This window comes from Comamonas odontotermitis (genome assembly GCF_020080045.1).
GTDB classification, from domain to species: Bacteria; Pseudomonadota; Gammaproteobacteria; order Burkholderiales; family Burkholderiaceae_C; genus Comamonas; species Comamonas odontotermitis.
Window position 1 is genome coordinate 2,427,444 of sequence record NZ_CP083451.1, and the last position, 25,794, is coordinate 2,453,237.

At 57.5% G+C, this 25,794-nt stretch carries 43 protein-coding genes and 1 tRNA gene; 30 read left to right on the forward strand and 14 right to left on the reverse strand.

All coding sequences use genetic code 11. From position 1 onward, the window contains the following. The first annotated feature begins 329 nt into the window (after window positions 1-329). Window positions 330-569 (forward strand): hypothetical protein, encoded by a 240-nt coding sequence (locus LAD35_RS11260; RefSeq protein WP_224149167.1) that lies wholly within the window; start codon window positions 330-332, stop codon window positions 567-569. 152 nt (window positions 570-721) lie between these two features. On the opposite strand, the gene LAD35_RS22395 is transcribed toward LAD35_RS11260, so the two are convergent. Beyond that, on the reverse strand, window positions 722-952 hold the full coding sequence (locus LAD35_RS22395) for a Cro/CI family transcriptional regulator (RefSeq protein ID WP_224149168.1): 231 nt from the start codon (window positions 950-952) through the stop codon (window positions 722-724). A gap of 72 nt (window positions 953-1,024) precedes the next feature. Between LAD35_RS22395 and LAD35_RS11270 the strand changes: the two genes are divergently transcribed. The 3 genes from LAD35_RS11270 (at window position 1,025) to LAD35_RS11280 (ending at window position 2,185) form a co-directional block, all read left to right on the forward strand. Further along, window positions 1,025-1,501: a helix-turn-helix domain-containing protein gene (locus tag LAD35_RS11270; protein WP_224149169.1), complete on the forward strand. Its 477-nt coding sequence runs from the start codon at window positions 1,025-1,027 to the stop codon at window positions 1,499-1,501. A gap of 107 nt (window positions 1,502-1,608) precedes the next feature. Continuing rightward, window positions 1,609-1,812 carry a hypothetical protein gene (locus tag LAD35_RS11275; protein WP_224149170.1) on the forward strand — a complete coding sequence of 68 codons (204 nt, stop codon included), beginning with the start codon at window positions 1,609-1,611 and terminating at the stop codon, window positions 1,810-1,812. Further along, on the forward strand, window positions 1,781-2,185 hold the full coding sequence (locus LAD35_RS11280) for a DUF2335 domain-containing protein (RefSeq protein WP_224149171.1): 405 nt from the start codon (window positions 1,781-1,783) through the stop codon (window positions 2,183-2,185). Before LAD35_RS11275 ends, LAD35_RS11280 begins: the two co-directional genes overlap by 32 nt. A 43-nt stretch (window positions 2,186-2,228) precedes the next feature. On the opposite strand, the gene LAD35_RS11285 is transcribed toward LAD35_RS11280, so the two are convergent. Further along, the gene (locus LAD35_RS11285) at window positions 2,229-2,486 is read right to left on the reverse strand and encodes a hypothetical protein (RefSeq protein WP_224149172.1); all 258 of its coding nucleotides are present in this window, start codon (window positions 2,484-2,486) and stop codon (window positions 2,229-2,231) included. Window positions 2,487-2,489: 3 nt separating this feature from the next. Beyond that, window positions 2,490-2,828, reverse strand: a complete 339-nt coding sequence (locus LAD35_RS22400) for a helix-turn-helix transcriptional regulator (protein WP_396022791.1) — start codon at window positions 2,826-2,828, stop codon at window positions 2,490-2,492. Window positions 2,829-3,958: 1,130 nt separating this feature from the next. On the opposite strand from LAD35_RS22400, the gene LAD35_RS11295 reads away from it, so the two are divergent. Together LAD35_RS11295 and LAD35_RS11300 are read left to right on the forward strand one after the other, a co-directional pair. Continuing rightward, window positions 3,959-4,291 (forward strand): hypothetical protein, encoded by a 333-nt coding sequence (locus LAD35_RS11295; protein ID WP_224149174.1) that lies wholly within the window; start codon window positions 3,959-3,961, stop codon window positions 4,289-4,291. 60 nt (window positions 4,292-4,351) lie between these two features. Next, a complete protein-coding gene (locus LAD35_RS11300; RefSeq protein WP_224149175.1) occupies window positions 4,352-4,672 on the forward strand; it encodes a hypothetical protein in 321 nt (106 codons plus the stop codon). Window positions 4,673-5,188: 516 nt separating this feature from the next. Here LAD35_RS11300 and LAD35_RS11305 read toward each other — a convergent pair. Further along, a complete protein-coding gene (locus LAD35_RS11305) occupies window positions 5,189-5,386 on the reverse strand; it encodes a hypothetical protein (RefSeq protein ID WP_224149176.1) in 198 nt (65 codons plus the stop codon). On the opposite strand from LAD35_RS11305, the gene LAD35_RS11310 reads away from it, so the two are divergent. The 10 genes from LAD35_RS11310 (at window position 5,385) to LAD35_RS11355 (ending at window position 9,195) form a co-directional block, all read left to right on the forward strand. Further along, a complete protein-coding gene (locus LAD35_RS11310) occupies window positions 5,385-5,588 on the forward strand; it encodes a hypothetical protein (RefSeq protein WP_224149177.1) in 204 nt (67 codons plus the stop codon). The genes LAD35_RS11305 and LAD35_RS11310 overlap by 2 nt on opposite strands. 9 nt (window positions 5,589-5,597) lie before the next feature. Continuing rightward, window positions 5,598-5,888 (forward strand): hypothetical protein, encoded by a 291-nt coding sequence (locus tag LAD35_RS11315; protein ID WP_224149178.1) that lies wholly within the window; start codon window positions 5,598-5,600, stop codon window positions 5,886-5,888. After that, a complete protein-coding gene (locus tag LAD35_RS11320; RefSeq protein WP_224149179.1) occupies window positions 5,888-6,085 on the forward strand; it encodes a hypothetical protein in 198 nt (65 codons plus the stop codon). Before LAD35_RS11315 ends, LAD35_RS11320 begins: the two co-directional genes overlap by 1 nt. Further along, window positions 6,075-6,398, forward strand: a complete 324-nt coding sequence (locus tag LAD35_RS11325) for a DUF551 domain-containing protein (protein ID WP_224149180.1) — start codon at window positions 6,075-6,077, stop codon at window positions 6,396-6,398. Before LAD35_RS11320 ends, LAD35_RS11325 begins: the two co-directional genes overlap by 11 nt. Window position 6,399: 1 nt before the next feature. After that, window positions 6,400-6,759: a hypothetical protein gene (locus LAD35_RS11330; RefSeq protein ID WP_224149181.1), complete on the forward strand. Its 360-nt coding sequence runs from the start codon at window positions 6,400-6,402 to the stop codon at window positions 6,757-6,759. 103 nt (window positions 6,760-6,862) lie between these two features. After that, a complete protein-coding gene (locus tag LAD35_RS11335; RefSeq protein WP_224149182.1) occupies window positions 6,863-7,009 on the forward strand; it encodes a hypothetical protein in 147 nt (48 codons plus the stop codon). After that, the gene (locus tag LAD35_RS11340; protein ID WP_224149183.1) at window positions 7,006-7,269 is read left to right on the forward strand and encodes a hypothetical protein; all 264 of its coding nucleotides are present in this window, start codon (window positions 7,006-7,008) and stop codon (window positions 7,267-7,269) included. The genes LAD35_RS11335 and LAD35_RS11340 overlap by 4 nt, the downstream gene beginning before the upstream one ends. 337 nt (window positions 7,270-7,606) lie before the next feature. Further along, on the forward strand, window positions 7,607-8,257 hold the full coding sequence (locus LAD35_RS11345) for an ATP-binding protein (protein WP_224149184.1): 651 nt from the start codon (window positions 7,607-7,609) through the stop codon (window positions 8,255-8,257). A 45-nt stretch (window positions 8,258-8,302) separates the two neighbouring features. Continuing rightward, the gene (locus LAD35_RS11350) at window positions 8,303-8,974 is read left to right on the forward strand and encodes a hypothetical protein (protein ID WP_224149185.1); all 672 of its coding nucleotides are present in this window, start codon (window positions 8,303-8,305) and stop codon (window positions 8,972-8,974) included. Between the two features lie 8 nt (window positions 8,975-8,982). Next, window positions 8,983-9,195 carry a hypothetical protein gene (locus LAD35_RS11355; RefSeq protein WP_184711719.1) on the forward strand — a complete coding sequence of 71 codons (213 nt, stop codon included), beginning with the start codon at window positions 8,983-8,985 and terminating at the stop codon, window positions 9,193-9,195. On the opposite strand, the gene LAD35_RS11360 is transcribed toward LAD35_RS11355, so the two are convergent. Then, complete coding sequence (locus LAD35_RS11360; protein WP_224149186.1) at window positions 9,188-9,445, reverse strand: hypothetical protein; 258 nt, start codon at window positions 9,443-9,445, stop codon at window positions 9,188-9,190. The two genes, LAD35_RS11355 and LAD35_RS11360, sit on opposite strands and share 8 nt — an antisense overlap. Before the next feature lie 79 nt (window positions 9,446-9,524). Here LAD35_RS11360 and LAD35_RS11365 point away from each other — a divergent pair, with 79 nt between their 5' ends. The 13 genes from LAD35_RS11365 to LAD35_RS11425 all read left to right on the forward strand — a co-directional run bounded on the left by LAD35_RS11365 (window position 9,525) and on the right by LAD35_RS11425 (window position 16,580). Then, window positions 9,525-10,328, forward strand: coding sequence for a hypothetical protein (locus LAD35_RS11365; RefSeq protein WP_224149187.1), 804 nt, complete (start codon window positions 9,525-9,527; stop codon window positions 10,326-10,328). Beyond that, entirely contained in the window at window positions 10,325-10,591 is a 267-nt protein-coding gene (locus LAD35_RS11370; protein WP_224149188.1) for a hypothetical protein, read from the forward strand. Before LAD35_RS11365 ends, LAD35_RS11370 begins: the two co-directional genes overlap by 4 nt. Next, window positions 10,591-11,079, forward strand: a complete 489-nt coding sequence (locus LAD35_RS11375) for a hypothetical protein (RefSeq protein WP_224149189.1) — start codon at window positions 10,591-10,593, stop codon at window positions 11,077-11,079. Before LAD35_RS11370 ends, LAD35_RS11375 begins: the two co-directional genes overlap by 1 nt. Further along, window positions 11,076-11,264, forward strand: coding sequence for a hypothetical protein (locus LAD35_RS11380; protein ID WP_224149190.1), 189 nt, complete (start codon window positions 11,076-11,078; stop codon window positions 11,262-11,264). The genes LAD35_RS11375 and LAD35_RS11380 overlap by 4 nt, the downstream gene beginning before the upstream one ends. A 3-nt stretch (window positions 11,265-11,267) precedes the next feature. After that, window positions 11,268-11,672 (forward strand): hypothetical protein, encoded by a 405-nt coding sequence (locus LAD35_RS11385; RefSeq protein WP_224149191.1) that lies wholly within the window; start codon window positions 11,268-11,270, stop codon window positions 11,670-11,672. Then, a complete protein-coding gene (locus LAD35_RS11390; RefSeq protein ID WP_224149192.1) occupies window positions 11,669-11,860 on the forward strand; it encodes a hypothetical protein in 192 nt (63 codons plus the stop codon). Before LAD35_RS11385 ends, LAD35_RS11390 begins: the two co-directional genes overlap by 4 nt. Next, complete coding sequence (locus tag LAD35_RS11395; protein WP_224149193.1) at window positions 11,857-12,141, forward strand: ASCH domain-containing protein; 285 nt, start codon at window positions 11,857-11,859, stop codon at window positions 12,139-12,141. Before LAD35_RS11390 ends, LAD35_RS11395 begins: the two co-directional genes overlap by 4 nt. Next, window positions 12,138-12,761 carry a hypothetical protein gene (locus LAD35_RS11400; protein WP_224149194.1) on the forward strand — a complete coding sequence of 208 codons (624 nt, stop codon included), beginning with the start codon at window positions 12,138-12,140 and terminating at the stop codon, window positions 12,759-12,761. Before LAD35_RS11395 ends, LAD35_RS11400 begins: the two co-directional genes overlap by 4 nt. Then, entirely contained in the window at window positions 12,758-13,465 is a 708-nt protein-coding gene (locus LAD35_RS11405; RefSeq protein ID WP_224149195.1) for a hypothetical protein, read from the forward strand. Before LAD35_RS11400 ends, LAD35_RS11405 begins: the two co-directional genes overlap by 4 nt. Before the next feature lie 665 nt (window positions 13,466-14,130). Next, entirely contained in the window at window positions 14,131-14,817 is a 687-nt protein-coding gene (locus LAD35_RS11410) for a KilA-N domain-containing protein (protein WP_224149196.1), read from the forward strand. A gap of 169 nt (window positions 14,818-14,986) precedes the next feature. Continuing rightward, the gene (locus tag LAD35_RS11415; protein ID WP_224149197.1) at window positions 14,987-15,202 is read left to right on the forward strand and encodes a hypothetical protein; all 216 of its coding nucleotides are present in this window, start codon (window positions 14,987-14,989) and stop codon (window positions 15,200-15,202) included. 57 nt (window positions 15,203-15,259) lie between these two features. Continuing rightward, a complete protein-coding gene (locus LAD35_RS11420; protein WP_224149198.1) occupies window positions 15,260-15,478 on the forward strand; it encodes a DUF4224 domain-containing protein in 219 nt (72 codons plus the stop codon). 1 nt (window position 15,479) lies between these two features. After that, the gene (locus LAD35_RS11425) at window positions 15,480-16,580 is read left to right on the forward strand and encodes a tyrosine-type recombinase/integrase (RefSeq protein WP_224149199.1); all 1,101 of its coding nucleotides are present in this window, start codon (window positions 15,480-15,482) and stop codon (window positions 16,578-16,580) included. Window positions 16,581-16,671: 91 nt separating this feature from the next. Here LAD35_RS11425 and LAD35_RS11430 read toward each other — a convergent pair. The 5 genes from LAD35_RS11430 to tolB all read right to left on the reverse strand — a co-directional run bounded on the left by LAD35_RS11430 (window position 16,672) and on the right by tolB (window position 20,310). Then, window positions 16,672-16,747 (reverse strand) — tRNA-Lys (locus LAD35_RS11430). A gap of 73 nt (window positions 16,748-16,820) precedes the next feature. Further along, the gene (locus LAD35_RS11435; RefSeq protein ID WP_224149200.1) at window positions 16,821-17,621 is read right to left on the reverse strand and encodes a tRNA threonylcarbamoyladenosine dehydratase; all 801 of its coding nucleotides are present in this window, start codon (window positions 17,619-17,621) and stop codon (window positions 16,821-16,823) included. Between the two features lies 1 nt (window position 17,622). Further along, entirely contained in the window at window positions 17,623-18,384 is a 762-nt protein-coding gene (ybgF, locus tag LAD35_RS11440; RefSeq protein WP_224149201.1) for a tol-pal system protein YbgF, read from the reverse strand. Window positions 18,385-18,392: 8 nt separating this feature from the next. Then, window positions 18,393-18,929 (reverse strand): peptidoglycan-associated lipoprotein Pal, encoded by a 537-nt coding sequence (gene pal, locus LAD35_RS11445; RefSeq protein ID WP_224149202.1) that lies wholly within the window; start codon window positions 18,927-18,929, stop codon window positions 18,393-18,395. A 67-nt stretch (window positions 18,930-18,996) separates the two neighbouring features. Next, window positions 18,997-20,310 carry a Tol-Pal system beta propeller repeat protein TolB gene (tolB, locus tag LAD35_RS11450; RefSeq protein ID WP_224149203.1) on the reverse strand — a complete coding sequence of 438 codons (1,314 nt, stop codon included), beginning with the start codon at window positions 20,308-20,310 and terminating at the stop codon, window positions 18,997-18,999. A 126-nt stretch (window positions 20,311-20,436) separates the two neighbouring features. On the opposite strand from tolB, the gene msbA reads away from it, so the two are divergent. Then, window positions 20,437-22,257: a lipid A export permease/ATP-binding protein MsbA gene (gene msbA, locus LAD35_RS11455; RefSeq protein WP_224149204.1), complete on the forward strand. Its 1,821-nt coding sequence runs from the start codon at window positions 20,437-20,439 to the stop codon at window positions 22,255-22,257. 148 nt (window positions 22,258-22,405) lie between these two features. Here the strand turns inward: msbA and LAD35_RS11460 are convergent, their stop codons facing one another. From LAD35_RS11460 to LAD35_RS11475, 4 genes are all read right to left on the reverse strand, one after another. Beyond that, window positions 22,406-23,161, reverse strand: a complete 756-nt coding sequence (locus LAD35_RS11460; protein ID WP_224149205.1) for an ankyrin repeat domain-containing protein — start codon at window positions 23,159-23,161, stop codon at window positions 22,406-22,408. A 41-nt stretch (window positions 23,162-23,202) separates the two neighbouring features. After that, a complete protein-coding gene (locus LAD35_RS11465; RefSeq protein WP_224149206.1) occupies window positions 23,203-24,009 on the reverse strand; it encodes a TatD family hydrolase in 807 nt (268 codons plus the stop codon). 219 nt (window positions 24,010-24,228) lie between these two features. Next, on the reverse strand, window positions 24,229-24,618 hold the full coding sequence (locus tag LAD35_RS11470; RefSeq protein WP_224149207.1) for a PilZ domain-containing protein: 390 nt from the start codon (window positions 24,616-24,618) through the stop codon (window positions 24,229-24,231). Between the two features lie 142 nt (window positions 24,619-24,760). After that, the gene (locus LAD35_RS11475; protein ID WP_224149208.1) at window positions 24,761-25,792 is read right to left on the reverse strand and encodes a DNA polymerase III subunit delta'; all 1,032 of its coding nucleotides are present in this window, start codon (window positions 25,790-25,792) and stop codon (window positions 24,761-24,763) included. Between the last annotated feature and the right edge of the window lie 2 nt (window positions 25,793-25,794).

Here is a 25,794-nt window from a genome sequence, read left to right on the forward strand (position 1 = left end):
CTGTTAGCGGTGCTGCTCGGCGTGCTATGACTCGGCGAATTCGAGAACTGCCGAAGAACAATCAGGTGCGGCTGGATGAGGACCCGGGTCATCGAATGGCTCATCCATCTCATCCGGCGGAGCGCCCTTGATCAGAGGCCAAACACCTGGGTGGCACTCGATCTGGGTCGCATGCGTCAACTTAAACGGGATGCCATTGCGCTTGCATACGGTGCCTGCGGGCAAGGTGAAGGTGAAAGGATCAGCCAAAGGTCGCCTCCGTATGGGCGCCCGCCCAGCCATGGCTTACGATGGAAGCTCCTACACAACCACCGCCATGGAGGGCGAGCATGAGCAAAGAGCTACTGGACGAAATCCGCACCATCAAAATGATTTGCATCGCCAACTTCATCGAGTTGCAAGAAATCCGGCACAAGCTGGACATAGCAGTGCAGACCAAAGACGACCAGTACGAGTACGCCAACAACACGCAGGAATACGTGAAAGCTCTAGACCAAAAAATGCATCGACTTTTCAAGGACGATCTCCCTCAGCTTTGGGAGCACACTGTCGGAAAATCGGAGGGCTAAAAGTCTGCTCTTCGTGCAAGCGTTCGATGGCTGCGGCCATCGTGCGTTGCGCCACTTCAAGTGCATACGTCGCGTCCGCGTATGACAAGCCATCCAGTTGGCGGAGCACATCAACAGCTTTCGTCTTGATGGATTCAGGGGTGACGAGACACTCAGCCATGGGCCACCTCCTTTTGCTTGGGGGTGCGGCGAGTTGCTCGAACGCGCAAAGCGGGACGATCTGCTCGAAGCTGCCCATTGGTAGCAAGTTGGGCCTGGTATTGACGTCCGTCAGGTACAGAACCAGCAGCAACCCATTCAGCAATGGTTGATTGCGCACATCCCAGCGCTCTAGCTGCTGCTGCCTGGGTTTGGAAAAAGGATATGAGCTGCTTTGGGGACATGCCCCATTATTTCGGAATTCCAATCACCCTGTCAATTGGAATTCCAATTTTTTTTGCATCCAACATTGCACCATGACTCCACTCCCGACCTTCAAGACATTTGGCGAGCGCCTAGCTTGGTGGATTGATGAGCGCGGCTTCTCGCAAAAGGAACTTGCAAAGCAGGCTGGCATGTCACAGGGCGCTCTCAGCGAAATTTGCAGCGGACTGTCCAAGCGCCCCTCCGCTCAGAATTTCATGGCGCTAGCCACCTTGTTGAAGCTACGGCCTGAATATTTGCTCTGGGGCGACGGCCCCGCAGAAGCTACCAGCTTCGCCCAACTAACTGGGCTAGAGGCGCAGCTTGTGATGCTCTTTCGGGGCCTGGCCAATGACGCCCAGCGCGACGCACTGCTCATTGATGTCAACGATGCGTACAACAACAGTAGGACTGTCAAGAAAGCAACCGCCGCTGATCCATTCAATGGCTCTAAGCCAGCCCCATCTCCAGTAAAAGAAAAAGCGCCGAAGCGCACAACCAAGAAGGCTAGCGAGTCTCACTCGCATTGATCCTATGTGGCGGCTCGTTGTATCTTCGGTTTTCAATACGAAGGAATGCCCAACCGTATTACGGTTTAATTAGCGACCTGCTAAAATTTAAGGCTAGGAGGTCAGAAATGAAACATACTGCGAAGTTCCTGGCCGCATTGCTCAGCGGTCTTGGTGCAGTAGCAACTACGTTTGCTGCACCAACATTTCAGCATCGACCACACGGCTCTGATTTGCAGCGTATGCGCGGTGATGTGGAGCGTGTTGGAAACACGATGAACAAGGTGATCCGCCGAGAAAATGAACGCCAAGCAGCAAAAGCCAACAACTAAGACGCCTTCAACGCCAGCTCCTCAAGGGGCCTCTATCGTATCCGCTCAATGGCAAGGGCCTTTGCCACCGCCTGGCGCGCTTGAACAATTCGACAGAATTATTCCCAATGGCGCAGAGCGCATTATGGTGATGTGCGAGAAGGAGCAAAGCGCCCGACTTGAAAATGAGCGCATCTACACTTGGACGGAAGTAATCATTGAGGCGGGCGGTCGCATTGTTGGTGCGATTCTTGTTCTGGCTTGTATAGGGGCGGCAATCTGGAGCATTAGCCAAGGTGCAGACTGGAAAGTGACTGTTGGCTTCCTTAGTGTTCCCGTCATGGGAGCAGTTGCCAAGTTGTTTGATCGCAGCATCCGAAGCCGTAAAAATTGAGCCAGCATCCACTTCAAGCCGCCCCAGGGCGGCTTTTTCATGTCTACACAGTTGACCGCCCTTCATCTAGCTCGAAGTCAGAAATCAAGCCGCCCTCGCCAACTGCTCCCAGGACAGGAATCATGTACGAGCTTCGGTAATGCACCAGTCCACCCAGCGTGATTGCCTGGGCCTGCTGCTCTGGAGTCAAGCGTTCATAGACTGTGGCCAGCCAGGCTGCATAGTAGGCGCCAACATCACGAGGCCTTGGGATCGGCAGCTCCGGCGAGCTGATCAGCTTCAAGATTTCTTCCTTATTCATTCTTCACTCCTTGATTGAAAGTTCTGGCGATATCTGCAGCCCCGCCAGGAAACTTGCCACTTCTGGAGACTGGAATGGTCTACCAAACAGTAGCGTGTGAGCGCATGTGCAATACAGCATTGCCAGCTGCGCAAGTTGGACGGCAGAGGGGCAACTAGCCCCTGTCTCCCAGGCAGACACGCACTGGCGCGTCACCTGCAGCACCTCGGAAACATAGCCCTGAGACATCTTGTCCCGCTTCCGGGCCTCCTTCAGTCGCACGCCTAAGAGTTCCTTTTGGCCTTCTTCCATGGGTCCTTCATTCACTGTTTTTTTATACAGTATTGCACACGAAATTGCCATGCGCAACCGCAAATTTGGCTTGCTATGCAAAGGAGATTTGCACTCCAGGAAAAGAGATAGCGTGCGAACCAGACTCCATGCGACTTTTGCAAAAAAAGTGAAAAAAGTTTGGAATTCCGATTGACAGAAACGTTTGGAATTCCGATAATTCACCCATCGCAGCAACAACCGCGAAACGACCGAAGGGGTAGCGATCCGGCCCCTGAACCGACTCGATGCAAGAGGAAGGTCTAGCTCCAGTGGAGCGCAGCTAGTTGCAGAACGCGATGGGTGTGAAGTGATCGAGCTAACTCCCCTTCTTTAACAAGAGAGAGCGATGTGATGGGCGGCAGCACGGAAGGACGTGTGTGCAGCAAAGCGCGGTGAACAACCCCATTGGGTTCTATAGGCGATTCCTAGGAGAGCGGCTATAGATGCCAATGGGCTGGCAGATGGCCTTGATCCAAGCGGAAAAGTGCAGCCCAGCATGCGGGCAGCCAATGTCGAGTTTGGCCCGCCCATTACATCGCTCTCCTGGTGTGATTTGGAGAGGCGGCGGCAGGAAGCTTTTGCCTGCACCTTGCCAGTGGTATGAGGCCTCCGGTCTGGCTGGCCGGCGCGGTTAAGGATCTACCCGGTCGCCGCGTGATACGCCTTGCGAAGTAGCGATTCGCCCGCCTCTCCCAATCACATCAGACCATATAGCAGCAATAGCCACAGGCAGTGATACACAGCCCAGGCGCGGGTTAAACCCGTCTCCAAGCCGAGCGAGTCGGTACACGGAGCAAACGGAAGGCCTACGGGCAGGAAGTACGCGGAAATTTCAGGTGCGCCGCGTGAGACCAGAGCACTACAACAACACTGGGCAGCCCAGCGCTGCGAAGGAGAAAACATGCGAGATGCATGAGCCGGACAACCCGGCTGCCACCTGGCCGAGCAGTCTCTCGGAGTTGCCGATAGGCGAGTTACCCGGGCAAAGAAAGCGCACAGAGCGCACGGGGTACTAGGGAGTGGCGAACCCGTAACGCAAGCAGTGAAGCCGACGCAAAGATGACCGAGCAATCGGCGCTCCCCTCTGGGCGACATCAGAGGGAAAACACAAGGCGCTTCAAACGAGGCGCCTTTTGCTTTAGTGAGAACAGGAGCAAATAGTGCAACACGAGATTCCAGAAACCCTCCCAACTAGCTGTGGCGTCCCGCATAAGCGAGCGCAAAAAGTGCTTCTGGACACTGGTGGTCACGCTGCATTGGCAGCAGCGCAGCTGGAATTAGAAGAGATTCGAAAGCAACATCCTGGGATTGCTGGACTGACCCTGGCAATCGCTGTGGTTGCCCGTCATGCAGCAGAGAAACAAATGAATTCCTCACGCGAAGTTCTGATCCAAGCCGCACATGCTGGTTTGCCAATCGAGAACCATGCCATCGCACTTGAATTCACTAATGAAGGTTTGCGGCTCAAAGCATACGACGGCCAAACCGGATAGGCCCAACCCCCAAGCGCCCTACTCAGGGCGTTTTCAATTTATGCGCACAGGCGCGGAAGGATGAAGATGGAAGCAAAGCACACGCCAGGGCCTTGGCGCTTCGGAGAATTTGAACTGTATCCAGGTGCAGGCTTGCGCTTCAACATATCGCAAGCAGAAAGCGCAACATACACCCCTCATTACTCAGATGTGGCCCAAACGATCTCAGGCGAAGAATTGAGCATTCAGGAGGCAAACGCCCGCCTGATTGCTGCAGCCCCTGAACTGCTGGCTGCGCTGCAGTTCTACGCAAACCCTGAGGTCTACAAACCAGATTCAGTCGGTCGCACAACAGATCTAACGTGGGTAGCCCAAGAAGCCATCGCCAAGGCAACCACATAAGCACCCCAAGAGCATCATTTCAGCTGATTTGATGCTTTTGGTACTCATATCCTCGAAAGAGGGCCATCACAGATAGGGAATGCGCAGGCTGATGCGCTGGGGAAATCGAGAGCCAGGGGCACCGCCGAAGTAGGCGCAAGGTTCCAAAGCCGGAGATCAGCACCGGCCCCTATCTGTGATGGTGAAAGCGCAATGGTGATGCGCAGAAGGCTGAATGTCGTCAATTCACGCGGCCTAATTCGGTCAGTGCCGCAAGCCGGGATCACCTCCGGCCACCATCTTCATTTTTCGGGCAAAAGCGAATGCCGCCTCTGGGTGCTACCGGGGGAGCGCACGGTGCAGCGAGTAGCCCACCCCATTCATAGATGTTGCCAACCAAGGCAAATCTATTCACCAATCTATTCATATTTACCGCAAGCCACTAATCAGAAAAGCATCCTGGCTTGGACTATCTATTCACGAAACACACTCCAGCACTACCACGCTGGATTCGCCACCTCCGGGTGGCTTTTTTATCTAGACGACTCCAGCAAAGGGGTCGTCAATTGCGGCCTTGTCCCATGCGCTCAATTTGATGTCAGCACGGCTCGTTCTCTCGTCAAACGCAAGGGCCTCCACTGACACAGAAACAAGGCGGCCTGACACGGCCAGTAGCGCTGCAGCCAGCGCTTTCTCTAATTCTTCGGTCGAAACATTCTTAAGAGGTGCTGACATGACTTCTTCTCCAATCTTTAAAGCTTTGAATCTTCTCGCGGAAATTTATGGTCGCACGCCATTGTCGCCTGCAGCGTGCACAGCATTCCAGCAAGCCACTGGAATTCAGGATGAGTCGTTGCTGGTCAACAAACTAAGCCACTGGCTCAAGACCTCTGACCGGTTTCCGTTGCCGCTTGACTTCCGAACAGAGCAATCCTAGGAGAAGCCAATGAATGACTTGTCCAACCATTACGCACTGAGCCGAGCTCAGGCCCGATGGGATGGCATGGAGCCATCATTCCCAGCTCCATCGCTGACCAGCCCATTCCTGCCGAAGTTCTCCGGTGTAGTGGACACCGCGTTCAAGAACTTCGATCCGGGAACGCTTGATGCCATCTGCTGCCAGTTGCTGGCAGGAAACAGCACTGCTGTAGGCGATTTACTGCACGACTACCTGCTGGAGGTCTGCCAAGACGGGGTTGAAGAAGCCTTAGACGAAGAAGCAAGGAGGGATTGGTAATGGAACACCTCAATGCGCCCTACCTGCGGGCCTTGGCGAGTGGCCAGCAAGTGCTGGTGAAACCGCCCTATGACGACGAATTCATACCGCTTTTCGATGCATCCAGCACAGCCCTGGCAGCACTCCTGCGGCCCAGCACGATCGTGAACCCAGGAGTCTGGGAATTCAAAGTTAAGGAGATTGAAGATGACGAGTGAGAACAGCGAACAGACAGCGGCTCCAATAGGATGGATCAGTGTGGATGACCGCCTGCCAACCCCAGGAACACCTGTGCTTCTGGATATTGGTAGCAAATACCCAATCAGAGCCATGTGGGCTGCCAAGCACACCATCGAAGCAGGCGATGACGACACCGACTGGGGCGAATATGTCGAAGCAGACGATATGTACTACTGCCCCGAAGGCTGGTACGAATGGAACGTTCATGAGGAAACGCACTGGAGTGTGAGCGCCAAAGCTATCGCGTGGATGCCGTTGCCTCATCCGGTCACCAAACACATGGAGGTGTGAGATGACCGAACGCGAACTTCTTGATCTGGCTGCCAAGGCCGCTGGGATTGAAATTACCTGGGAGCATGGCCAAGATTTCCCAGAGCGCGTGGAACTGTTCCGGGGGCACCTTGCCAACTATGAACCTTGGAACCCGCTGACCGACGATGGCGACGCACTGCGACTGGTGGTGACTCTTGGCATTGAGGTGAGTTATCACCACGATAAATGCCAGTCTCTGGCGGTGGTTCCAGGCACCTCTCGTGGGCGGGGTGAGTATTGGCATTCTGGTGAACCAATGGAAGCCACCCGCCGCGCCATCGTCCATGCCGCAGCTGCAATCCACTTAGCCAAGGAGCCCCCATGTTCATCTACAAGCTAGGCGCTCATGTGAGTGAGACCCATTACCCATCCCGCCAAGCCGCAACTGATGCGGCCTTTTCTTTGTTCAATGGGCCCGTTGGCGGCCTAGTTGTGAGGCCAGCATGACCCCAATGCCCACCATGCCATCGCGCCCTCTTGTCGCCCCGCGAGGCGAGAAGCAAAGCCGCTATGTGCCAGCGGTAGCAACCGACATCCGCAAGACATTCGACAAGTACCGGCGCCTGATCGCGCTGCAGGAGAAGAAATGAATTTCCCATACACCGGCTGGGTACTGATGCCCAGCTTCAAGCCAGTTGAGTTGACTTTTGTGAAAGACCGTGGCGGCTGGCACAGAGCAGAGAGGGGCAAGGATTATTCAATCCATGACATTTTCCCCGACAAGCACTCTGCAATCTCTGCTGGTCATGCTGCTTTGGTGGAGCAGCAGCTTGCTGTGAACAAGAAGCAAGCCAACATCCAAAAGCGCCGAGCAGCGCTGGAGAAGGCGGCAGGAGAGGCCAAGACTTGAGAACCCTCTTCCACGCATTCCTCTGGAGCGCCATCACGGCGCTTTCTTTTTGTGCGGCCGCTGTGTATGCGGGCGCGATTGTTTAAGGACGCTCTATGCAAACAAGCCCTCGCCAGAGGCAATTGCCTGGCCGCGTAGAAGCGCTGCGCCTGGTAATCGGCCAAGGGGTAGCAAAGAGTAGCCCCGCGTTAAAGCACCTCGCCGGGATGCATGTGCGCCACCAGCCTATGCGCCGACCTCTGCTCGAAACCATCACCTTCTCCAGCGGAATTGACCAACTGTCCGCTGAGGAGCGGGCAGCAATGCCTTTCTAACCAAGCAGCCCCAAGGAAACACCATGTCCATAGCGACCATGATTCTCGGCAACTCAGGCAGTGGCAAGTCCACCAGCCTGCGCAATCTTGACCCGGCATCAACCCTACTGATCCAGTGCATCAACAAGCCTTTGCCGTTTCGCGCAAGTGACTGGAGGCCTTGCACCAAGGCAACGCCAGAGGGGAATGTTGTCCGCACTGATAAGCCAGACGCGATCCTGAAAGTGCTTCAAGGCAGCACCCAGGACATCGTGGTGATTGATGACTACCAGGCGGTGCTGATCAACGAACTGATCAGCCGAAGTGCCGAGCGCGGCTACGACAAGTTCACTGACATTGCCAAGAACGCATGGGAGGTGTTCCAGGCCGCTGGGCGCCTAGCGGATCACCGCCGTGTCTACATCCTGACACATACGCAGACTGATGAGACTGGGCAGATCCGCATGAAGACCGTCGGCAAGATGGTGGACAGCATGATCGTGCCAGAAGGCTATTTCACCATCGTTCTGCGCACAGAGGTGATCAACAGCCAGTACCTATTTGCTACCCAGTCCAATGGACAGGACTGCTGCAAGTCTCCCATGGGGATGTTTGCGGATCAGCACATTCCCAATGATCTAGCCGAGGTGGACAAGCAGATATGCGAGTTCTACGGCCTCACAGCAACCGCCTAACAGGGCGGCTTTTTAATCCCAAGAGCAACCAAGTAAGGAAACACCATGTACACCATTGACAAAAATGCGGCACGCGAGGCAGAGAATTTCAGCAGCTTTCTGACCGAAACCGGGAAGTACAAAGGCAAGTTCATTCGAGCCGAGAAGCTGGTAAGCACCAACAAGGGCACTCACGGCGTGGGCTTCACCTTCGAGTCTGACTCGAAGCAAACCACTCGCTTTGACATCTGGACAATGAATGCCCAGAACGAGCACTTGATGGGATTCAAGACCATCAATGCAATCATGGCTTGCATGAAGCTCAAAGGCGTCACAGTGGCCCAGGGTGAGGTTGAGCGATTCGACTACACCACCAAGCAGTCGTTCAAAGAACAGGCTGAGGTTTTTCCCGAGCTGGTGAACTGCCCTATCGGTTTGGTTCTGCAAAAGACCGAATACGAGAAGATGCGCGATGGTCGCAAGACAGGAGAAACTGGTTGGCGTTTGGAGCTGACTGCTCCGTTCGAGGCTGCCACAGAGTTCACAGCTGCTGAGATCATGGATCGGGCCACGCAGCCCAAGAAGCTGGCATCCATCATGGCCAGCTTGGCAGACCGGCCATTGAAGGCACGCCCTGTCGCGCAGCCCAGCCAAGGCAACTATGGCTACAGCGAGCCGCCTGCAGGCCATCCAGCGAACGGCGGTTTTAACTCGCCAGATGATGACTTGCCATATTGAGGGCGATCATGCTGCCAGACACAAGCGACACTGAAAAGATGGCGCTGATCGGACGGCAGACGGTGTTGCGCAAAGCTAAGCGTGAAGCACTGCAAGAGCTGCGCGACACCGTTGTTCCAATGCTGAACACGGGCGAAGACTCCAGCAACATCAGGGCTCTATTGCTGCCGATCATTGACCGCGTAGAGGCCTGTAATCGGGCACTGGCAGACCTTAGCTAGCCAACGGAACCCGCGTCCCATCCTTGGCAATCAGCGCATTGCTCTCTCTGACTACGAGCTTGACGCCATGGAACTCGTTGAAGTCATTGCCTTCAAGCGGCTTCAGTCCAACAGACTTCCTGATCAGAGTCCGGCCTGCATTCAAGTCATCCAGGGCAATCTTGGTCAGTTCAAAGCACTGCGGATAGGCATTGTCATTGGCTTTCCAGTGCTCACGTAGAGCGCCAAGCATCGAGTCGTAGAGGGTCATAGCCCGCTAGTCTACCGCCCCCAGTGGGCACCTATTCACAGCCCGCCCTGAGCGGGCATTTCCATTTAGGGAGGCCACCATGGCTGACACCATCACCCTGGCTATCGACGCCCTCGCCTCTGCCGCGTTCATTGAAGGCGGGGTATCAATCGAGCGCACCGACGAAGCACGCGAATTCACCGAGCAGCGCAAGCGTGAACTGATCGAAGCAATCGCAGTGGGCCAACTCCAGGCAGTGGCAGCACAGGCGCCCGCAGCAGTGGCTGTGCCTGAGGGCTGGAAGCTGGTGCCGCTGGAGCCGACTCATGACATGCTTGCACAGGCATCTATGCGCCTACAGCAGAACACGTTCCCAGCAGAATCTGAACTGGAATTTCAGGCAGATGCACACACCGCCTGGGACGCAATGCTTTCCGTCGCCCCAGAACTTCCAGCTACCGAGGATTCCTCGGCAGGTGACGTGGTGGAGGTGCAGGCCGAGCCGGTGGCGTGGCGTTACAAGAGGCGTGGAGACTGCTTTGGCGACTTCTGGTTCAAGCCAGCCGGGAAATCTGCAGATTATCTACGCATTGGCCGGGAAGATGGGGTGGTGCTTGCGCCTTGTCCAGATCACTTCGACTGGACGCCTCTCTACACAGCACCCCAGGCCCAGCCCGCTGATGCGCTGGATGCAAAGCGCTATCGGCTCTTGACGATCAAGGATGTGATCGAGGCCGAAGATGAATTCCTGCAAGACGACTGCAGTTGGAAGAAGGACGAAGGAAGGATATGGGTGGGCGCAGGTTGGACACCTTTGCTGCGGACCGTGCGCCGCGCCCTCGTTAGAACAGAGGCAACCACTGACAACGCCCAGGCTGCATCCCAGGAAGGCGGTACAGCATGATCGCGCAACTCTTTATCGCCTTGTTCGGCGTTACTGCCGTAGCGCTATCGCAGTCAACCCTGGCATCTCGCCGCCGTTGGGCTTCCGTCTTTGGCCTTGTGGGGCAACCGCTCTGGTTCTATGCCGCTTGGCAGTCGGAGCAGTGGGGAATCTTCGCTCTCTGCTTCCTCTACACGCTGTCTTGGGGCAATGGCTTCTATTCAAACTGGATCGCCGCCATGGCTGCGGCCCAGGAAGGCGGCAATGCCGCGAAGGAGGCGTGATGCCAATTAGCCCAGAAAATCGGGCGCGCTACCCAGCCAACTGGCAGGAGATCCGCGCCCATATCTTGGCGCGTGCCGGTAACCGATGCGAGAAATGCAAGGCGCCAAACCATGAGCGCATCGCCCGCGGCTGCGATGACGATGCCAACACCTACATGCTGGATACCGCAGATGTCTATGACGCCGACACCGGTCAGCATCTCGGCCAGTGCCGCATGAGCGACTACAGCGTTGCGCGCATGGTCGACATTGTGCTGACCATCGCCCATATCCACGATCCTGACCCGGCGAACTGCGCGGATGACAACCTGATGGCCCTCTGCCAACGCTGCCACAACAAGCATGACGCCCCCATGCGCGCCGTGAATGCTCGGGCAACGCGCAGAGCACGACTTGCCGTTGGCGATCTCTTTGAGGTTGAACAACGCGCCCAGGCGCAGGAGGGCCAGCCCGCCCAGGCCCAACCACAGAAGGACAGCAACCAATGACCGAAACAGCAGAGCAAAGACATGAACGCTGGGAGCGTGAACGCGAAGCTGACTTGGCCGCTATCACCTTGGGCCTGGCCTACCAGACCGAGCAGCACGGAATCATTTACTGGGGCGGGAACGGTGAGCAGTTCCGTTCAGGATATTGGGCGGGCAAGGCAGCCCAGGCCAAGAAAGAGGAATGAGATATGAAATTCCAAATAGAAATTCAAATCGAAGGCAAGCCGCCGCATGTCGAGATTTACGACAAGCACGAGGTACAGAGCCACGCGCGGGCGGTGAAGTGGGCGCAAGAGACCGTGGCTATGTTCAATGCAACGCTGCGCCACGGGGAGCGCCCCAGAACCCTTCTTTCCGTCACCATCATTGATGAAGGCGCAGCTGGTCTGCCGCACACCTGGCAGAAGCAGAACCTGGTGACACAGAGCGACGGCCACGGCGTTTTTGACATCATGAAGTGTGCAGAGTGCGGGGCTACTGGCCGTAGATATGGGCTCAGCGAGAGCATCACGCGCAGCCAGGCCTATCGCGCCAAGAAGTGGAACAACTGCCCGGGCTCCAAGCAACAGCCCGCCCCCAAGGAGGCGCCATGACCCGCCTTTTTTTCGTTTTGGCTCCAGCCATCATCGCTGGTATGGCCGTCTTCGCTTTCGCGCTTTTGCTTGGGAACACCAATCGCGCAGCAGCTGTTCCAGCCTTTCTTCTGTTCTTCTTTGTAGTCGGGGTCGGATGGAGCGCCACAACCCCGCTACCAGAGCGCGGAGAAGGACCTCAGAAATGACCACCCTCCACCTGCCCCTCAAGCGGGAATACTTCGAGGCCATCCGAGACGGCACCAAGACCGAGGAATACCGACTCTGTACACCGTACTGGCAGAAGCGCCTGTACTCACCTTTCGGAAGTTACGACGAGATCGTGCTGACCCTGGGCTACCCCGCCCGAGACGACCACGCCCGGCGTCTTGTGCGCCCTTGGCGCGGCTTCACGATCAAGACCATCACCCACCAGCACTTCGGCACTGAGCCGGTGCAGGTTTACGCCATCGATGTGAGGGCACCATGACCGAATACGAACCAACCCAAGAGCAATTTGAACAAGATGTCGCCAACTGGGGCATGGAAACGTTGCTCGACACCGGCCTCTATCGCCACCTACGTTTTCGCATGAGTTCCGGCGGCTTCCGCTGGTTCGACATAGTGACTTGGCCTGGCAAGCTGGTGATTACCGGTGACTGCGAAACCTACACGTTCGCTCGCTTGGAAGACATGTTCGAGTTCTTCCGCAGTAGTGGTCGCAGCATCAACCCAGGCTACTGGCAGGAAAAAATCTGCGATGGCAGTGACCGAGCCCGAGATTTTGATTGGGACCGATTCTGTGCAGAAGCCCTTGCCGAGTTCGATAGCGCAACTGCCAATGAAACTGACGAAGAGCGCAGAGCCACGGCGCGCAGGGATCTTGAAGACGAACTAGATGAAGCAGACCCTGACAAATTTGGCGCCATTCAGTTTTTGCGCAACTACCAATATCGCCCAGATGGCTACCAAGAACCGGCCTACTTTTGGTTTGACCTGTCGGAGAGCCCGCCCGATGGTGAAGGTTGGAATTACCACTATATCTGGTGCTGCCGCGCCATCGCTTGGGCAATCGAGCAGTACGACGCTCAGAAAGTGAAGGCACCATGACCGACAAGACAGAAGCACAGCCCGAAGCGCTGCGACTGGCCGACCTTTACACAGCTGAGAATTGGCCGGGCGACCTATCGCTGAACAAGTGGGCCTTGTCCGCTGCCACCGAACTGCGCCGCCAGCACGCCGAGATACAGCAGCTCAAGGCCCGAGTGCATGAGCTTGGGCAAATGCACGACCATTCAAATCTTGTTGTTGATGCTGCAAAAGAGCGTATTGCAACCCTGGAGGCCCAGCTATCAGCGCGGCAGGCTGTGCCGAATCCATGGCAACAGGCCATAGACCATGAGTTGGTTTGCTTGCATCACGGAGTGGCAGGAGAAGCGACCAAGGAATCGGCATTGAAAGCGCTGCAGGAATTAATTCAATGTCACGTAGAGATTGCCATTAACCCGCAGACCAACGGCGGCTTGTCGCTGCAGCCACATACAGAGGCGCAGCCCGTGCCGAAGGGATGGCTACCTGTTTGGGCAGTATTCAGAACCCGGCCTGACGAGAACGGCGGTAAGGAGTTCCTTCACTACGCGATGTGGCACGACGACACCATTCTGAGTGAAGGCGAGCGCTATGTGCAAGGGTACTTCGTCCCTGGAGCCGCCCCTCCCCCACCTGAGCGGGAGCCGCTGAGCCAAGAGCAAAAATATGCTGTGATCCAGGAATGGATCATGGATCGCGTACAAGGAGCCGCCAATGCCCGGTAACTTCTTCGACCTACCGCAGGATCAAACCTGCCGCCACCCGGAGCACTTCGCGCCAACGCATCTCTACATTCCCCAGGGGAAGGGTTGGCACCACCTGCACCGCGTGCAGAGAAGGCACCTATCAGGCGGACTGGAATGGCTACTCCACATTCCACCGGTGCAACAAATGCCGCCGTGTGCCGTTTGACCTGAGTGGCCTCTCTCCAACCCTAACGCAGAAAGCCAGCGAATGAAGATTAGACCAATTTGGGAGAGTAATGCCCCTATTTTGCATGGGCACAATGCACTGCTCAAAAAATAATCAAAGACGCTAAGTCCGGTGAAAAGCCATACTTTTTGCACTTATCCACAGACTTAAAAACAAACAACTGTGCATAAATTATCAATAACACTTAATAACAACTCGTTTTATTGCAATTTTTCCTAGCTCTCTGCTAGGATTGGATGCATATCGCCTTGGTGCATAACTAGCATCCTCGATTGCAAAGCCAAAAAAAAGGACCATCCCAATGGGCAGTCCTTAATTCTGGCATCACCCCTGATTGCCGTCCGGCAAGACACATTGCAATCAGGATTTCGTTGTGCGTCGGTGATTTTAACTTGCTAGCGCCTTCAGTGCAAGCCAGTGATTTCCCCACGCATGGGTACAACCGCGAGGATTACCTATGAGTTTTAATGTCCGGGACTATGAAGGACACCCAATTACCTTCCGCGATGACGGCTGGTTTAATGCCACAGAGTCAGCGAAACGCTTCTCTCAAGAAGTACATGAATGGCTCCGACTGGCAACCACTGAGCGTTACATCATCGCCCTCGGAAAGGCACTCGGTTTTGAACCGGGATTTTCCCGGGACAAGCTTGTTCGTACTTCTAAGGTGCGCGGACAAGCTGGGACATGGCTACATCCAAAGCTAGCAATCATCTTTGCACGCTGGCTCTCAGATGATTTCGCAGTATGGTGCGACTGTCAGATTGATAGCGTAATCCGGGGCTCGCAGGACTGGACCCGTGCACGCCATTTATCTGTGGCATCCGCCAAGTTGCTGCAGACGATGATCAAGGAGTGCCGCGAGGCCGATGGCAAGATTGCCGAAGATGTGCATTACATGTGTGAGCATAAGTTGGTTAACTCTTTGCTGACGGGCCAATTCAAGGGGATTGACCGAGACAACCTGACGGGCTGGCAACTTGACTTCATCGGTCACTTTGATATGCGAGACAGCTTCCTGATGGCGCGAGGTATTGAGTATGCTGAGCGCAAAAAACTCCTTGGCGAAGAAGCGAAGGCGTGGCGTGCTGAAAATGTGCTCCGCATCGAAGCCGCCAACGAAGATCAATGCCATATCGCATAGCCCTTCAACACTCAACCACCAAGCCCGCCCAGTGCGGGTTTTTTGCTGCCCGATAGGAGCCACCAATGAAACCAACTAGGCGTCAAATCCGCCGCGCCAAGAAAGAGCGCGAGCAAGACAAATGGAACCAGCCCCGCTCTTGATGCGGGGTTCTTTTTTGGAGGAATGCATGAGCAAATTACGCCTATCTCCTGCGCAGCGCACCATGCTCCACAACGCTGTCAACGGGAAGCCGCTGCTGCTTGGGTTGACGCGCACCAGCGTCAGCCATCGCACCCACAGCACCGCTCAGGCCTTGCACCGCGCCGGGATGCTGTACGGCATTGACCATAAGCCAACTGCCGCAGGCATCGCCTATTTCAAGGCAACTGCGCTGAGTGACTAATGATCTTATGAACAATCTGCCGTCCCAAGAGATGGCATTTTTTTGGAGCGAGCAGGAATGTCCACCCTATTCCTAAATGAAACTGAACTTGCCGAATTGACTGGCCGAAAGTACAAATCTCGTCAGATTGAATGGCTTCGGTCCTCTGGCATACCTTTTCGTGTCAATGCGCGTGGCCATGCAGTTGTTACACGCGGCGCAATTGAAGGCCGTAAACCAGAACCTGAACCAGTTGCACAAAAAAGCTGGAAACCGCGTGTAGTAGGAGTTCAGTGATATGGGCCGCAAATCCAGCCGCTGGACAAACCTGCCTCCTGGTATGCGCGCCAGAGAGCGTGGGCAGAAGGTGCACTATTACTTGGACACAGGTGGCAAACCTCGCAAAGAAATCCCGCTAGGCTCTGACTATGTATTGGCTGTTCAGAAATGGAGCGAGCTTTCGGCCGCCAAAAAACCTAAGGATGCGCAACGTACCTTCCTTGATATCGTCCCAGTATATCGAGCCAAGGCATTGCCACTAAAGGCAGCGCGCACACGCACTGATAACGAAAAGGAGCTGGAATGGTTGCTTAAGTTTTTTGGTGACCCACCTGCTCCATTGGATGAAATTGAGCCATTGCACATTCGCCAGTACATGGAGTGGCGTCTTGAAGAGGCAAGAAAACTTGCTGAAAACGAGAATAAAGAACGGGCCGGGAAAGGGCTAGCCCCCCTTACTATCCCTCCGAACATTGGTCACGTTCGCGCCAACCGCGAGAAAGCCCTGTTCTCCCATATGTGGAACTTCGCCCGCAAAGAAGGAATCACCAAGCAACCGAATCCTTGCGCTGGAATCAGTAAGTTCAAGGAAACAGGGAGGGATACCGTTATCGGTGATGCACTCATGAATCGCATCATGAAGCATGCAGCTACGCCACTACAGTTCGCAATTCGGCTTGCAAAGTTGACAGGCCAACGCCCTGCTGATGTGTTGCGAATGAGCGAAAACCATATCGCAGACGGAATTTTGCATGTTCAACAAGGCAAGACAGCGGCCAAGCTGCGCATCGAAATCATTGGCGAGCTTGCCACTCTATTGACGGAGATCAAAGCTTACAAAGCTCTAGTTCAATCCGCAACTCATCATTTGCTGGTCAATGAGAGTGGCCAGTCGTTGACGAAGAACATGCTTCGCGACAGGTTTGACGATGCTCGGGAATTGGCCCAAATTCCAAAAGCAGATTTTCAATTCCGTGACTTGCGCGCCACAGCTGCTACAAGCTTGGATGACAGCTCGGGTATCAAGGATGCCCAGGCCTTGCTTGGTCACACCACAGAAGCGATGACTGCAAGATACATCCGTCACAAGGTAGGAAAAAAGGTGAAGCCTGTAGCCTAATTGCGGAACATGGCCTTTAATTGCGGAACGTCAGGAAAGAAAAAAGCTCCTGTGCACTTAGCGTAGGAGCTTGATTCATCAATAGATTGTTTGGTGGGTCCTGCGAGATTCGAACTCGCGACCAACGGATTAAAAGTCCGCTGCTCTACCGACTGAGCTAAAGACCCGCCTTGGTTTGCTTAGTCGCTAATAAAAGCTCCCTTGCTCATAACAGACTTAGATTATAGCGTAAGTTTTTTGTCATTTTTTCGAGAATGCCAGTTTTTCCATGATCCAGCCAGCCGCACACATGCCAAAGGTTGCGGTGACCGCCACCGATGAGCCGTAGCCGTGGCAGTTGAGCGAGCCGTCGCCATCCACCGCGCATGACGGATCGGGGCCCGCCACGGCTTCCTTGCTGAATATGCAAGGCACATTCATTTTCTTGCCGTCCTTGGGCGCGCCATACTCCTTGCGCAGGCGGTACCGTACCTGGGCGAGCAGCGGGTCATGCGTGGTGTGGGCCAGGTCTTCCTGCTCCACCTTCCAGGCATGGCGCTTGCCACCAGCAGCGCCAATGCAGACAAAGGCACGTTTATGGCACAGACCCCAGGCCGCCATGGCCACCTTGGCACGCACCTGATCGCACGCATCCACAAAACCGTTGACGCCGTCCAGCAAGGTGGCGCAGTTTTCGGGGGTCAGAAAGTCTTCGACCAGGTCCACCTGACAGTGCGGATTGATCTGCGCGATGCGCTCACGCATCGCATCGACCTTGGCCATTCCGATGGTACTGGAGAGCGCATGGATCTGGCGATTGATGTTGGATTCAGCCACATTGTCCAGATCGATCAGGCGCAAGCGCGAGACGCCACTGCGGGCCAGCGCCTCTGCAGTCCATGATCCAACGCCACCAATGCCGACGACGGCAATACAGGCCGCACGCATGTTGGCAGCCGGTGCTACGCCCAAAAGGCGGTCCAGGCCACCAAAGCGCCTTTGGAGATCTGCGTCCATCTCGGCGTCCTGCCGATCGGACGCCGCAGGAGACAGATCGCTCATATCACTTGAGTTTGGAGAGTCGCTCTTTGGCCGCGTTGGCCGCATCGCTTTCGGGGTAGGCCTTGAGCAGGTCTTCCAAGGTCTTGCGCGCTGCCTTGGTGTCTTTCAGCTCAATCTGGCAATTGGCGATCGACAGGGCCGAATCAGGCGCGCGCATGTGCTGCGGCGCTGTGGCCAGGATTTGCTGGAAATTGCTGATGGCCGGCTTGTAGTCACGCGTGGCGTAGTAGGCATTGCCCAGCCAGAAACGTGCGGATGGCACATAGCCACTCTTGGGGTAACGCTGGACGAAGCCACTGAAAGCGCTGGCTGCATCGGCAAACTTGCCGCTGCGAAACACGCCCAGGGCCGCTTCAAAATCGCGTTTTTCAGCGGGATCGGCCTTGAATTCCTGACCGTCCACGGTAACAGCGACGGGCTCGAACTGCTGTAGGCGTGCTTCCATGCCCTTGGCCAGATCGGTCTGCCCGCGCTTCAAATCAGCAACCTCACGTCGCAGGGTCTCGTTTTCGCCTCGCAGCTTGTTCATCTCGGCGCGCATGGATTCCATTTGCGACTGGAAGTCCAGCAGGCTGCGGCGCACCTGCGAGGTGTCTTCGCCGTTCTGGTTGCTGCCCTGCGTGACCTGGTCGACACGCTGGCGCAATTCCAGAATGGCGCGGCGCGCGTCGGCATCTTCAAACAGTGCGGCCTGGGCGGCGGTTGCGCATGCCCACAAGGCGGCAAGCGCAATCAAACGAGGGGTTCTGCGAGTGAGGATCATGGAGCCTATTAACGGTAGTTCAGTTCAACGCGGCGGTTTTGCGCGTGTGCGTCTTCCGAACTACCTTCAGCAGCCAGCTTTTCCTTGCCAAAGGATACGGCTTCCATCTGGTTGTCGGACACACCCAGCACGTTCAGCGAGCGGCGCACGGCTTCCGCGCGCTTCTGGCCCAGTGCCAGGTTGTACTCGCGGCCGCCACGGTTGTCGGTATTGCCTTCCAACATGACCTTGCGCGAAGGATTGGCCTTCAGGAACTTGGCGTGCGCATCGAGCGTGGATTGGAAATCTGGCTTGACAGAGTAGCTGTCAAAGTCGAAATAGATCACGCGGGCAACGCCCACGGGGCCCTGACCATTGGCGCCGCTCTGGTTCAGGTCGACACCGCCCACGGTGCTCTGGCCTGCACCGCCGGTGCCTGCGCCATTGCCTGCGGTTGTTGCACCCTTGTCTTCCACAGGGGCGTTATCCAGCGAAGGGGCAGAACTGCAACCAGCCAGCACGGCAGCGGCCACCAGGGCCAACGAAGCTTTTTTGAACGACAACATGTATAACTCTCCGAAAGGATTTTTCGTATAAAACTACTGACTCAGAACACTAGCAAAATTCTTGTTTTTAGGGTTGGTATGGGCCCCAATCGGGCTCACGGATGTCTCCATTCTGCCCGGCCAGTCGTGCCTTGATCTTGCCATCAAGCGTCGTGGTCATGAGCGCTTCACGACCTCCTTCGCGGGTGGCATAGACAATGAGTCGGCTGTTCGGAGCAAAGCTGGGGCTTTCGTCGTTGCTGGTATCGGTCACCGATGTCACAGTACTGGAAGCCAAGTCCATGACCTGCAATTTATAGCCACCACCGGCACGGGTGATGTAAGCAAGTGTCTTGCCGTCAGGACTGATAGAGGGAGAGATGTTGTAGGAACCGCTAAACGTCACGCGTTCAGCACCACCGCCCTGGGCACCCACGCGGTAGATTTGCGGTGCGCCGCCACGGTCGCTGACAAAGTAGATATAGCGACCATCCTTGGAATAGGTCGGCTCGGTATCGATACCGCTGCTTTGCATCAGGCGGCGTGGCTCACCACCACTCGATGGGATGGTGTAGAGCTGCGAGCCGCCATCTCGGCTGAGGGTGACGGCAAGCGTGCTGCCGTCCGGCGACCAGGCCGGCGCGCTGTTGGAGCCCCGGAAGTTGGCGATCAGGCGGCGGCGGCCGGAAGACACCTCGTGCACGTACACCACGGGTTTGCGTGATTCAAACGAAACATAGGCCAGCTGTGTGCCGGCAGGCGACCAGGTGGGCGAGATGATGGGCTCGGGGCTGGAGAGCGCCGATTGTGCGTTTTCGCCATCCGAATCCGCCACCCACAGGGTGTAGCGGGCGCCATTCTTGGTGACGTAGGCGATGCGTGTGGAGAACACGCCCTTCTCGCCGGTGATCTTTTCGTAGATGTAGTCTGCAATCTTGTGTGCCACAAGGCGCAAGTCAGCCTGCGGCACGTTGTAGCTCTGGCCACCCAGATCGGCGCCCTTGACTGCGTCCCACAGGCGAAAGCGCACGTCAAAGCCGTTGCCGCCACGCGCCACGCTGCCAACCGACAGGTATTCCGCGCCCTTGGCGGTCCACTTGGCCACATCGGGGCGGGAGGTCTCATCCAGCTCCTCGCCCGATGCGTCCACCGCCTTGAACAGGCCGCTGCGGATCAGGTCGGCCTGGACGATGGCCGAGATTTTCTGGGGCGCACTGCCTTCACCGCGAAACTGGGGAATGGCAATGGGATACTGCCTGATGCCGACACCCGTCACTTCGACGCGGAACTGCGCCAGTGCCGGGAGTGCTGGGGCTGCCAGTGCAGCGCCGAGAAGGTGACGACGATGGAACAGCGGCTTGGCCGCCTCCGAAGAAATAGATGGGAAGCGTTTTTTAGTCATTACCGACCATCATAAATGCGCAATGTATGCCGAACATGCCTCAGAAGGCAGCAGGATGTTACACACCCTACAAAATCACTATTATCTTCCAAGGAAGACAGCCGGCCATTCTAGAATCTTGCACACATGTCCACAACAGAAAAACCATCTTCCGCGCATGCATCTGCGGCCGCGCCAGCACCTTCGGGCAGTGATCCTGCTAGCGCGGTAGCCCAGTTGTCACTGCGCGCACGCCTCTCCCGCCTCACCCCATACTTTGGCTACCAGCGCTGGACCTGGGTGCTCGCCGTGCTGGCCACGGTGGTAGTAGCTGGGACCGAGGTGGCCATTCCCGCCCTTCTGCAACCCCTGGTGGACAAGGGCTTTACCGGTGGCACCCTGCCGCTGTGGGCTGTGCCTGTAGCAATTGTTGGCGTTTTTTTCATTCGTGGTGTTGCGCAGTTCATCAACCAGTACGCACTGGCACGCATTGCCAATGACGGGATGATGCGTCTGCGCGAGAACCTGTTCAATCGCGTGCTGGACGCCCACCTGAGCCTGTTTTCCAGGCAATCGGCCAGTGCGCTGTCCAACACCGTGGTGTACGAAGTACAGAACGGCGCCACCCTGATCGTGCAGGCGCTTCTGATGCTTTCGCGCGACGGTTTCACGGTGATTGCACTGCTGCTTTACCTGCTCTATACCAATTGGCAGCTCACCTTGATCGTGGCGGTGCTGCTTCCCAGCGTGTCATGGATCATGAAAACGCTCTCCAAACGGCTCTATCACATCACCAAGGCCAGCCAGCAGGCCACCGATGAGCTGGCCTATGTGGTGGAGGAGAACGTACTCGCCCACCGCGTGGTGCGCATCCACGCCGCCCAGCCAGCCCAGGCTGGCCGCTTCCTGACGCTGAGCCGCAGACTGCGCCAGCTGGCCATCAAGGCCACGATCGCGTCGGCTGCCATGACGCCGCTCACCCAGTTGCTGGCAGCCGTTGCGCTGTCCGTCGTGATCTGCATTGCGTTGTGGCAAAGCCGCGCCACTGCGGTAAGCGCCCAGGAAGTGACGGTCGGCAGCTTCATCTCCTTCATCTCCGGCATGCTGATGCTCATTGCCCCCATCCGGCGCCTTGCCGATGTGGCCAACCCGCTGACACGCGGCGTGGCAGCGCTGGAGCGCGGCCTGGGCCTGCTGGGCGAGGTACCGCCCGAAACCAGTGGCCAGCACCGCGCAGACAAGGTGCGTGGCGCTGTCCAGCTGACCGATGTGACTGTTGAATTTGGCAGCGACAAGGCCCCTGCCCTGCGCCACCTCTCGCTCACCATCCATCCGGGCGAAGTGGTGGCCCTGGTGGGCCCCTCGGGCGCCGGAAAGACCACCCTTATCAATCTGCTGCCGCGTTTTGTGGAGCCCTCCAGTGGCTCGGTCAGCATCGATGGCGTGCCGCTGCACGACTGGGATCTGCACAGCCTGCGCAGCCAGTTCGCCATGGTGAGCCAGGATGTCGTGATGTTCAACGACACCATTGCAGCCAACGTAGCCTTGGGCGCGCCGGTCGATGAAGCGCGCCTGCAACAATGCCTTGCAGCCGCCAACCTGCAGGATTTTGTGGCACGCCAACCACAGGGCGTGTACAGCATGGTCGGCCACAACGCCAATCAGCTTTCAGGAGGCCAGCGCCAACGCCTGGCCATTGCACGCGCGCTGTACAAGGACGCGCCAATCCTGATCCTGGACGAAGCCACCTCCGCACTCGATACCGAATCGGAGCGGCTGGTGCAGGAGGCCCTGGCGCGGCTGATGCAGGGGCGCACCACCGTGGTGATTGCGCACCGCTTGTCCACCATCGAGCACGCGGACCGTGTGGTGGTAATGGAGCGCGGCCAGGTGGTGGAGCAAGGCACCCACGAGCAATTGCTGGAGCTCGGGGGCCTGTATGCCCGGCTGCAGTCGCGGCCCCACTGACGCCACCACCTAGCTCGGCACAAAAAAAGCACCGAATCTTTCAGAAGATCTGGTGCTTTTTGCTATAGATTTTGCATAAAAGGTGCTTTACTGGTACACGCCAGCGCATGGTTTCATGAAAATCAGCGAGCCAACAACCGACGAGCCATCACCAGTTGCTCTGGATCTTGCGTTTGCCCTGTGGGAAGGCCGGCTGTTGCGGCACATGCCCGCCCGGTGCGCCAGCAGGTCTGGCAGGCTCTGCCGCGCCAGCCGCTGAGGCAGTGCCCGCTGCACCGCCCGCCTGGGCCAGCCAGCGCACCACTTCGGCGCGGTCCGCCCGGGTGGCAAAGTCCACAGCCGTCAAGCCCTGCTGGTTCTTCAGCTTGGGATCGGCGCCTTCCTTGATCAGCAATTCCACCGCGCTGCGGGTGCCGTACTGGGCGGCCATCATGAGCGGCGTGGTGCCATTGGGTGATGCGGCATCGATGTAGGCGTGGTGCTGCAGCAGGAGTGCCACCATCTTCAGGTCGGAGCCGTCTTCGCTGGGGGCCGATACGGCGTAGTGCAGCGGCGTCCAGCCTTCGCGGTTCACATCGGCGTCGCGGGCAATCAAGGCCTTGGCCAGATCCACCTGCCCCTTGATGGCAGCCATCATGAGCGGCGTCTCACCCTTGCTGTTGGGCTGGTTGACCTTGGTGGAAGGCAGATCGATCAGCCCCTTGGCGGCGCGGTAGGAATCGAGCTTGAAGGCCTGCGTCAGCCCCGTCTCGCCGCGCTCGTTCACGGTGTTGGGATCAAAGCCTTGTTTGACCAGGGCGGCAATGCCTGGCGCGTCGTCGCGGATGATGCGGGTAAAGAAGTCATCGTAGGAGCCTGCCTGCGCCAGGCCGCCAATCGCTGCAAAAACAATAGCAGCAAGCACCCTTCGGTATTGCGCTCCAGGCCTATTTTTCCGGAAAAGCGTCATGCCAGCACTCCTGAAAACAGCCGGTCAAAGTTGCGGTTGGTGGCTTCTGCCACGGCTTCCACAGTCATGCCGCGTACCTGCGCAACCTGCTTTGCCACAAACGGCACGTAGGCGGGCGTATTGGTCTTGCCACGAAAAGGCACGGGCGCGAGGTACGGGCTGTCGGTTTCGATCAGGAGCCGGTCTTCGGGCACAAAGGCTGCCACATCACGCAGATCCTGCGCGCTCTTGAAGGTGACGATGCCGGAAAACGAGATGTAAAAGCCCAGGTCCAGCGCGGCACGCGCCACTTCCATGGTTTCGGTAAAGCAGTGAAAGACGCCGCCAGCGCTGCCCGCGCCGCCAGTCTCACCCTCTTCCCGCAGAAGGCGCAAGGTGTCCTCAGAGGCGCTGCGCGTGTGGATGACCAGCGGCTTTTGCACCTGCTGTGCAGCCCGGATATGGGTGCGGAAGCGCTCGCGCTGCCACTCCAGATCGGCAATCGTGCGCCCGCCCTTGCGGTCTTCCATGCCGTAGTAATCGAGCCCGGTCTCACCGATGGCCACCACACGCGGCAGGCCCGCGCGCTGCACCAGATCGTCCACGCTCGGCTCGGTCAGGCCCTCGGTGTCAGGGTGTACGCCAACGCTGCACCAGATGTTGTCATAGCTGGTGGCCAGCGCATGCACGTCGGGAAACTCTTCCATCGTGCAGCTGATGCACAGGGCGCGCGTCACCTGGGCTTCGGCCATCTTGGCACGGATAGCCGGCAGGTCCTGGGCCAGTTCAGGAAAGTTCAAATGGCAGTGGGAATCGGTAAACATCAAAAGGTCAGCAGCAGGCACCAGGAGCGATGCCTTGAAAATCAATGGGGCCGGGAATCTGCAGTGTGCACAGCCAAGGGCAAGGCCCTTGCGTTGTGTCACCGGTATAACTCAAGTCAAGAAATTACCGCTATTGTCTCTGCTCATACGCATTGACTGCTGTCCTTAAAAGCAAAAAACCCTGTCAGACAGGGTCGCGAGAGGAGCAGCCAAGACCGGTCAAATGGTTTGCGTGGCGCGATCCGCCTGCAGTGCCGTGCCCAGAATCTGCTCGATCTTGTAGCGCAACTCGTCGGTTTTGGGGTCTTTCGGGAAGCGCACACCTATGCCCTGGGTTCGGTTGCCGCCGGCGCCTGCGGGTGTCACCCAGCCCACTTTGCCGGCAATGGGGTAACGCTGCGGGTCCTGCGGCAGTGTGAGCAACAGATATACATCGTCCCCCAGCGCGTAATCCTTGGGCGTGGGCACAAAAATGCCGCCGTCCTTGAACAAGGGAATGTAGGCGGCGTACAGCGCTGCCTTTTCCTTGATGGCCAGCTGCAGCACGCTGGGGCGCGCAGCAGCGGCAGACGCTGCGGACGCAGCAGATGCGGGGGTAGGACTGTTCATAGCCTGCAAGGATAACCAAATGTGGTGTCAGCTATCAAGCACATAGCGCAAACTGCGCATGGTTGATGCGCAAGCACCACTTTTACCGAAATTCCGGCCGATTTCAGATGCATTACCGAGCCGGGCCACCATGCCTGCGGTATCAGCGGCGTGACTGCAGCACTGACGCCGCCTGCGCGACCAGCGCCTCCAGCATCAGGCCCTGGTTGAATGGATGGTCTGCCGTCTTCATCGACTGCGTGAGCGCCTTGCTCCAGCGGCTGAGGACCGCAAGGGTCGGCGGGGCGGGCAGATCGGCCTTGTCGAAAAAGCGCGGCGCTGCCCCCACACGCAACATCAGCAGGTCATGGCAGAGCTTTTGCAATGCATCCACCACTTGCGGCCCTGCCAGGCTCGCCAACGCCCCGGCCTGGCCCTGGGCAAGCTCCTTGGGCAGCTTTTTCCAGACCTGTGGCGAGCGCCCGGCCTGCAGTTGCGCGAGTGCGTCTTCGGGGCGGCCGCCTGCGGCCTGCAGGGCGCCTGTGATCTGGTCTGCAGGCACGCCCTGCCCGGCCAGCCAGGCGCTGGCAGCCTCTGCCACCGGCCACTGCATGGTGTGCGACAGGCAGCGGCTGCGGATGGTGGGCAAAAGCTGGTGCGCCGCCTCGGTGGCCAGCACAAAGCGGACATCGCCTGGCGGCTCTTCCAGCGTCTTGAGCAGGGCATTGGCGGTGACGGCATTCATCTGCTCGGCCGGATACACCAGCACCGCCTTGCCCTTGCCGCGCCCGGATGTGCGCTGGGTGAACTCCACCGCATCGCGCATCGCGTCGACGCGGATTTCCTGGCTCGGCTTGCGCTTCTTGTCGTCAATATCGGCCTGCGCCTTCTCGGGCAAGGGCCAGCCCAACGCCAGCATGGTGGTCTCGGGCATCAGCACGCACAGGTCGGTGTGCGCGTGCACGTCAATCGCGTGGCAGCTGGCGCATTGCCCGCAGGCGCCATGCGCACCGGGCGCATCGCACAGCCAGGCACGCACCAGTTCCATGGCCAGTGCAAACTGCCCCAGGCCCGATGGCCCCTGCAGCAACCAGGCGTGGCCACGCTGCTGCAGCAAGGCATCGCGCTGCTGGGCAATCCAGGGCGCGACTGGCGGCGTCACCGCCTGCGCCGTGTTCTTTTCAGAGGTCGCCATGT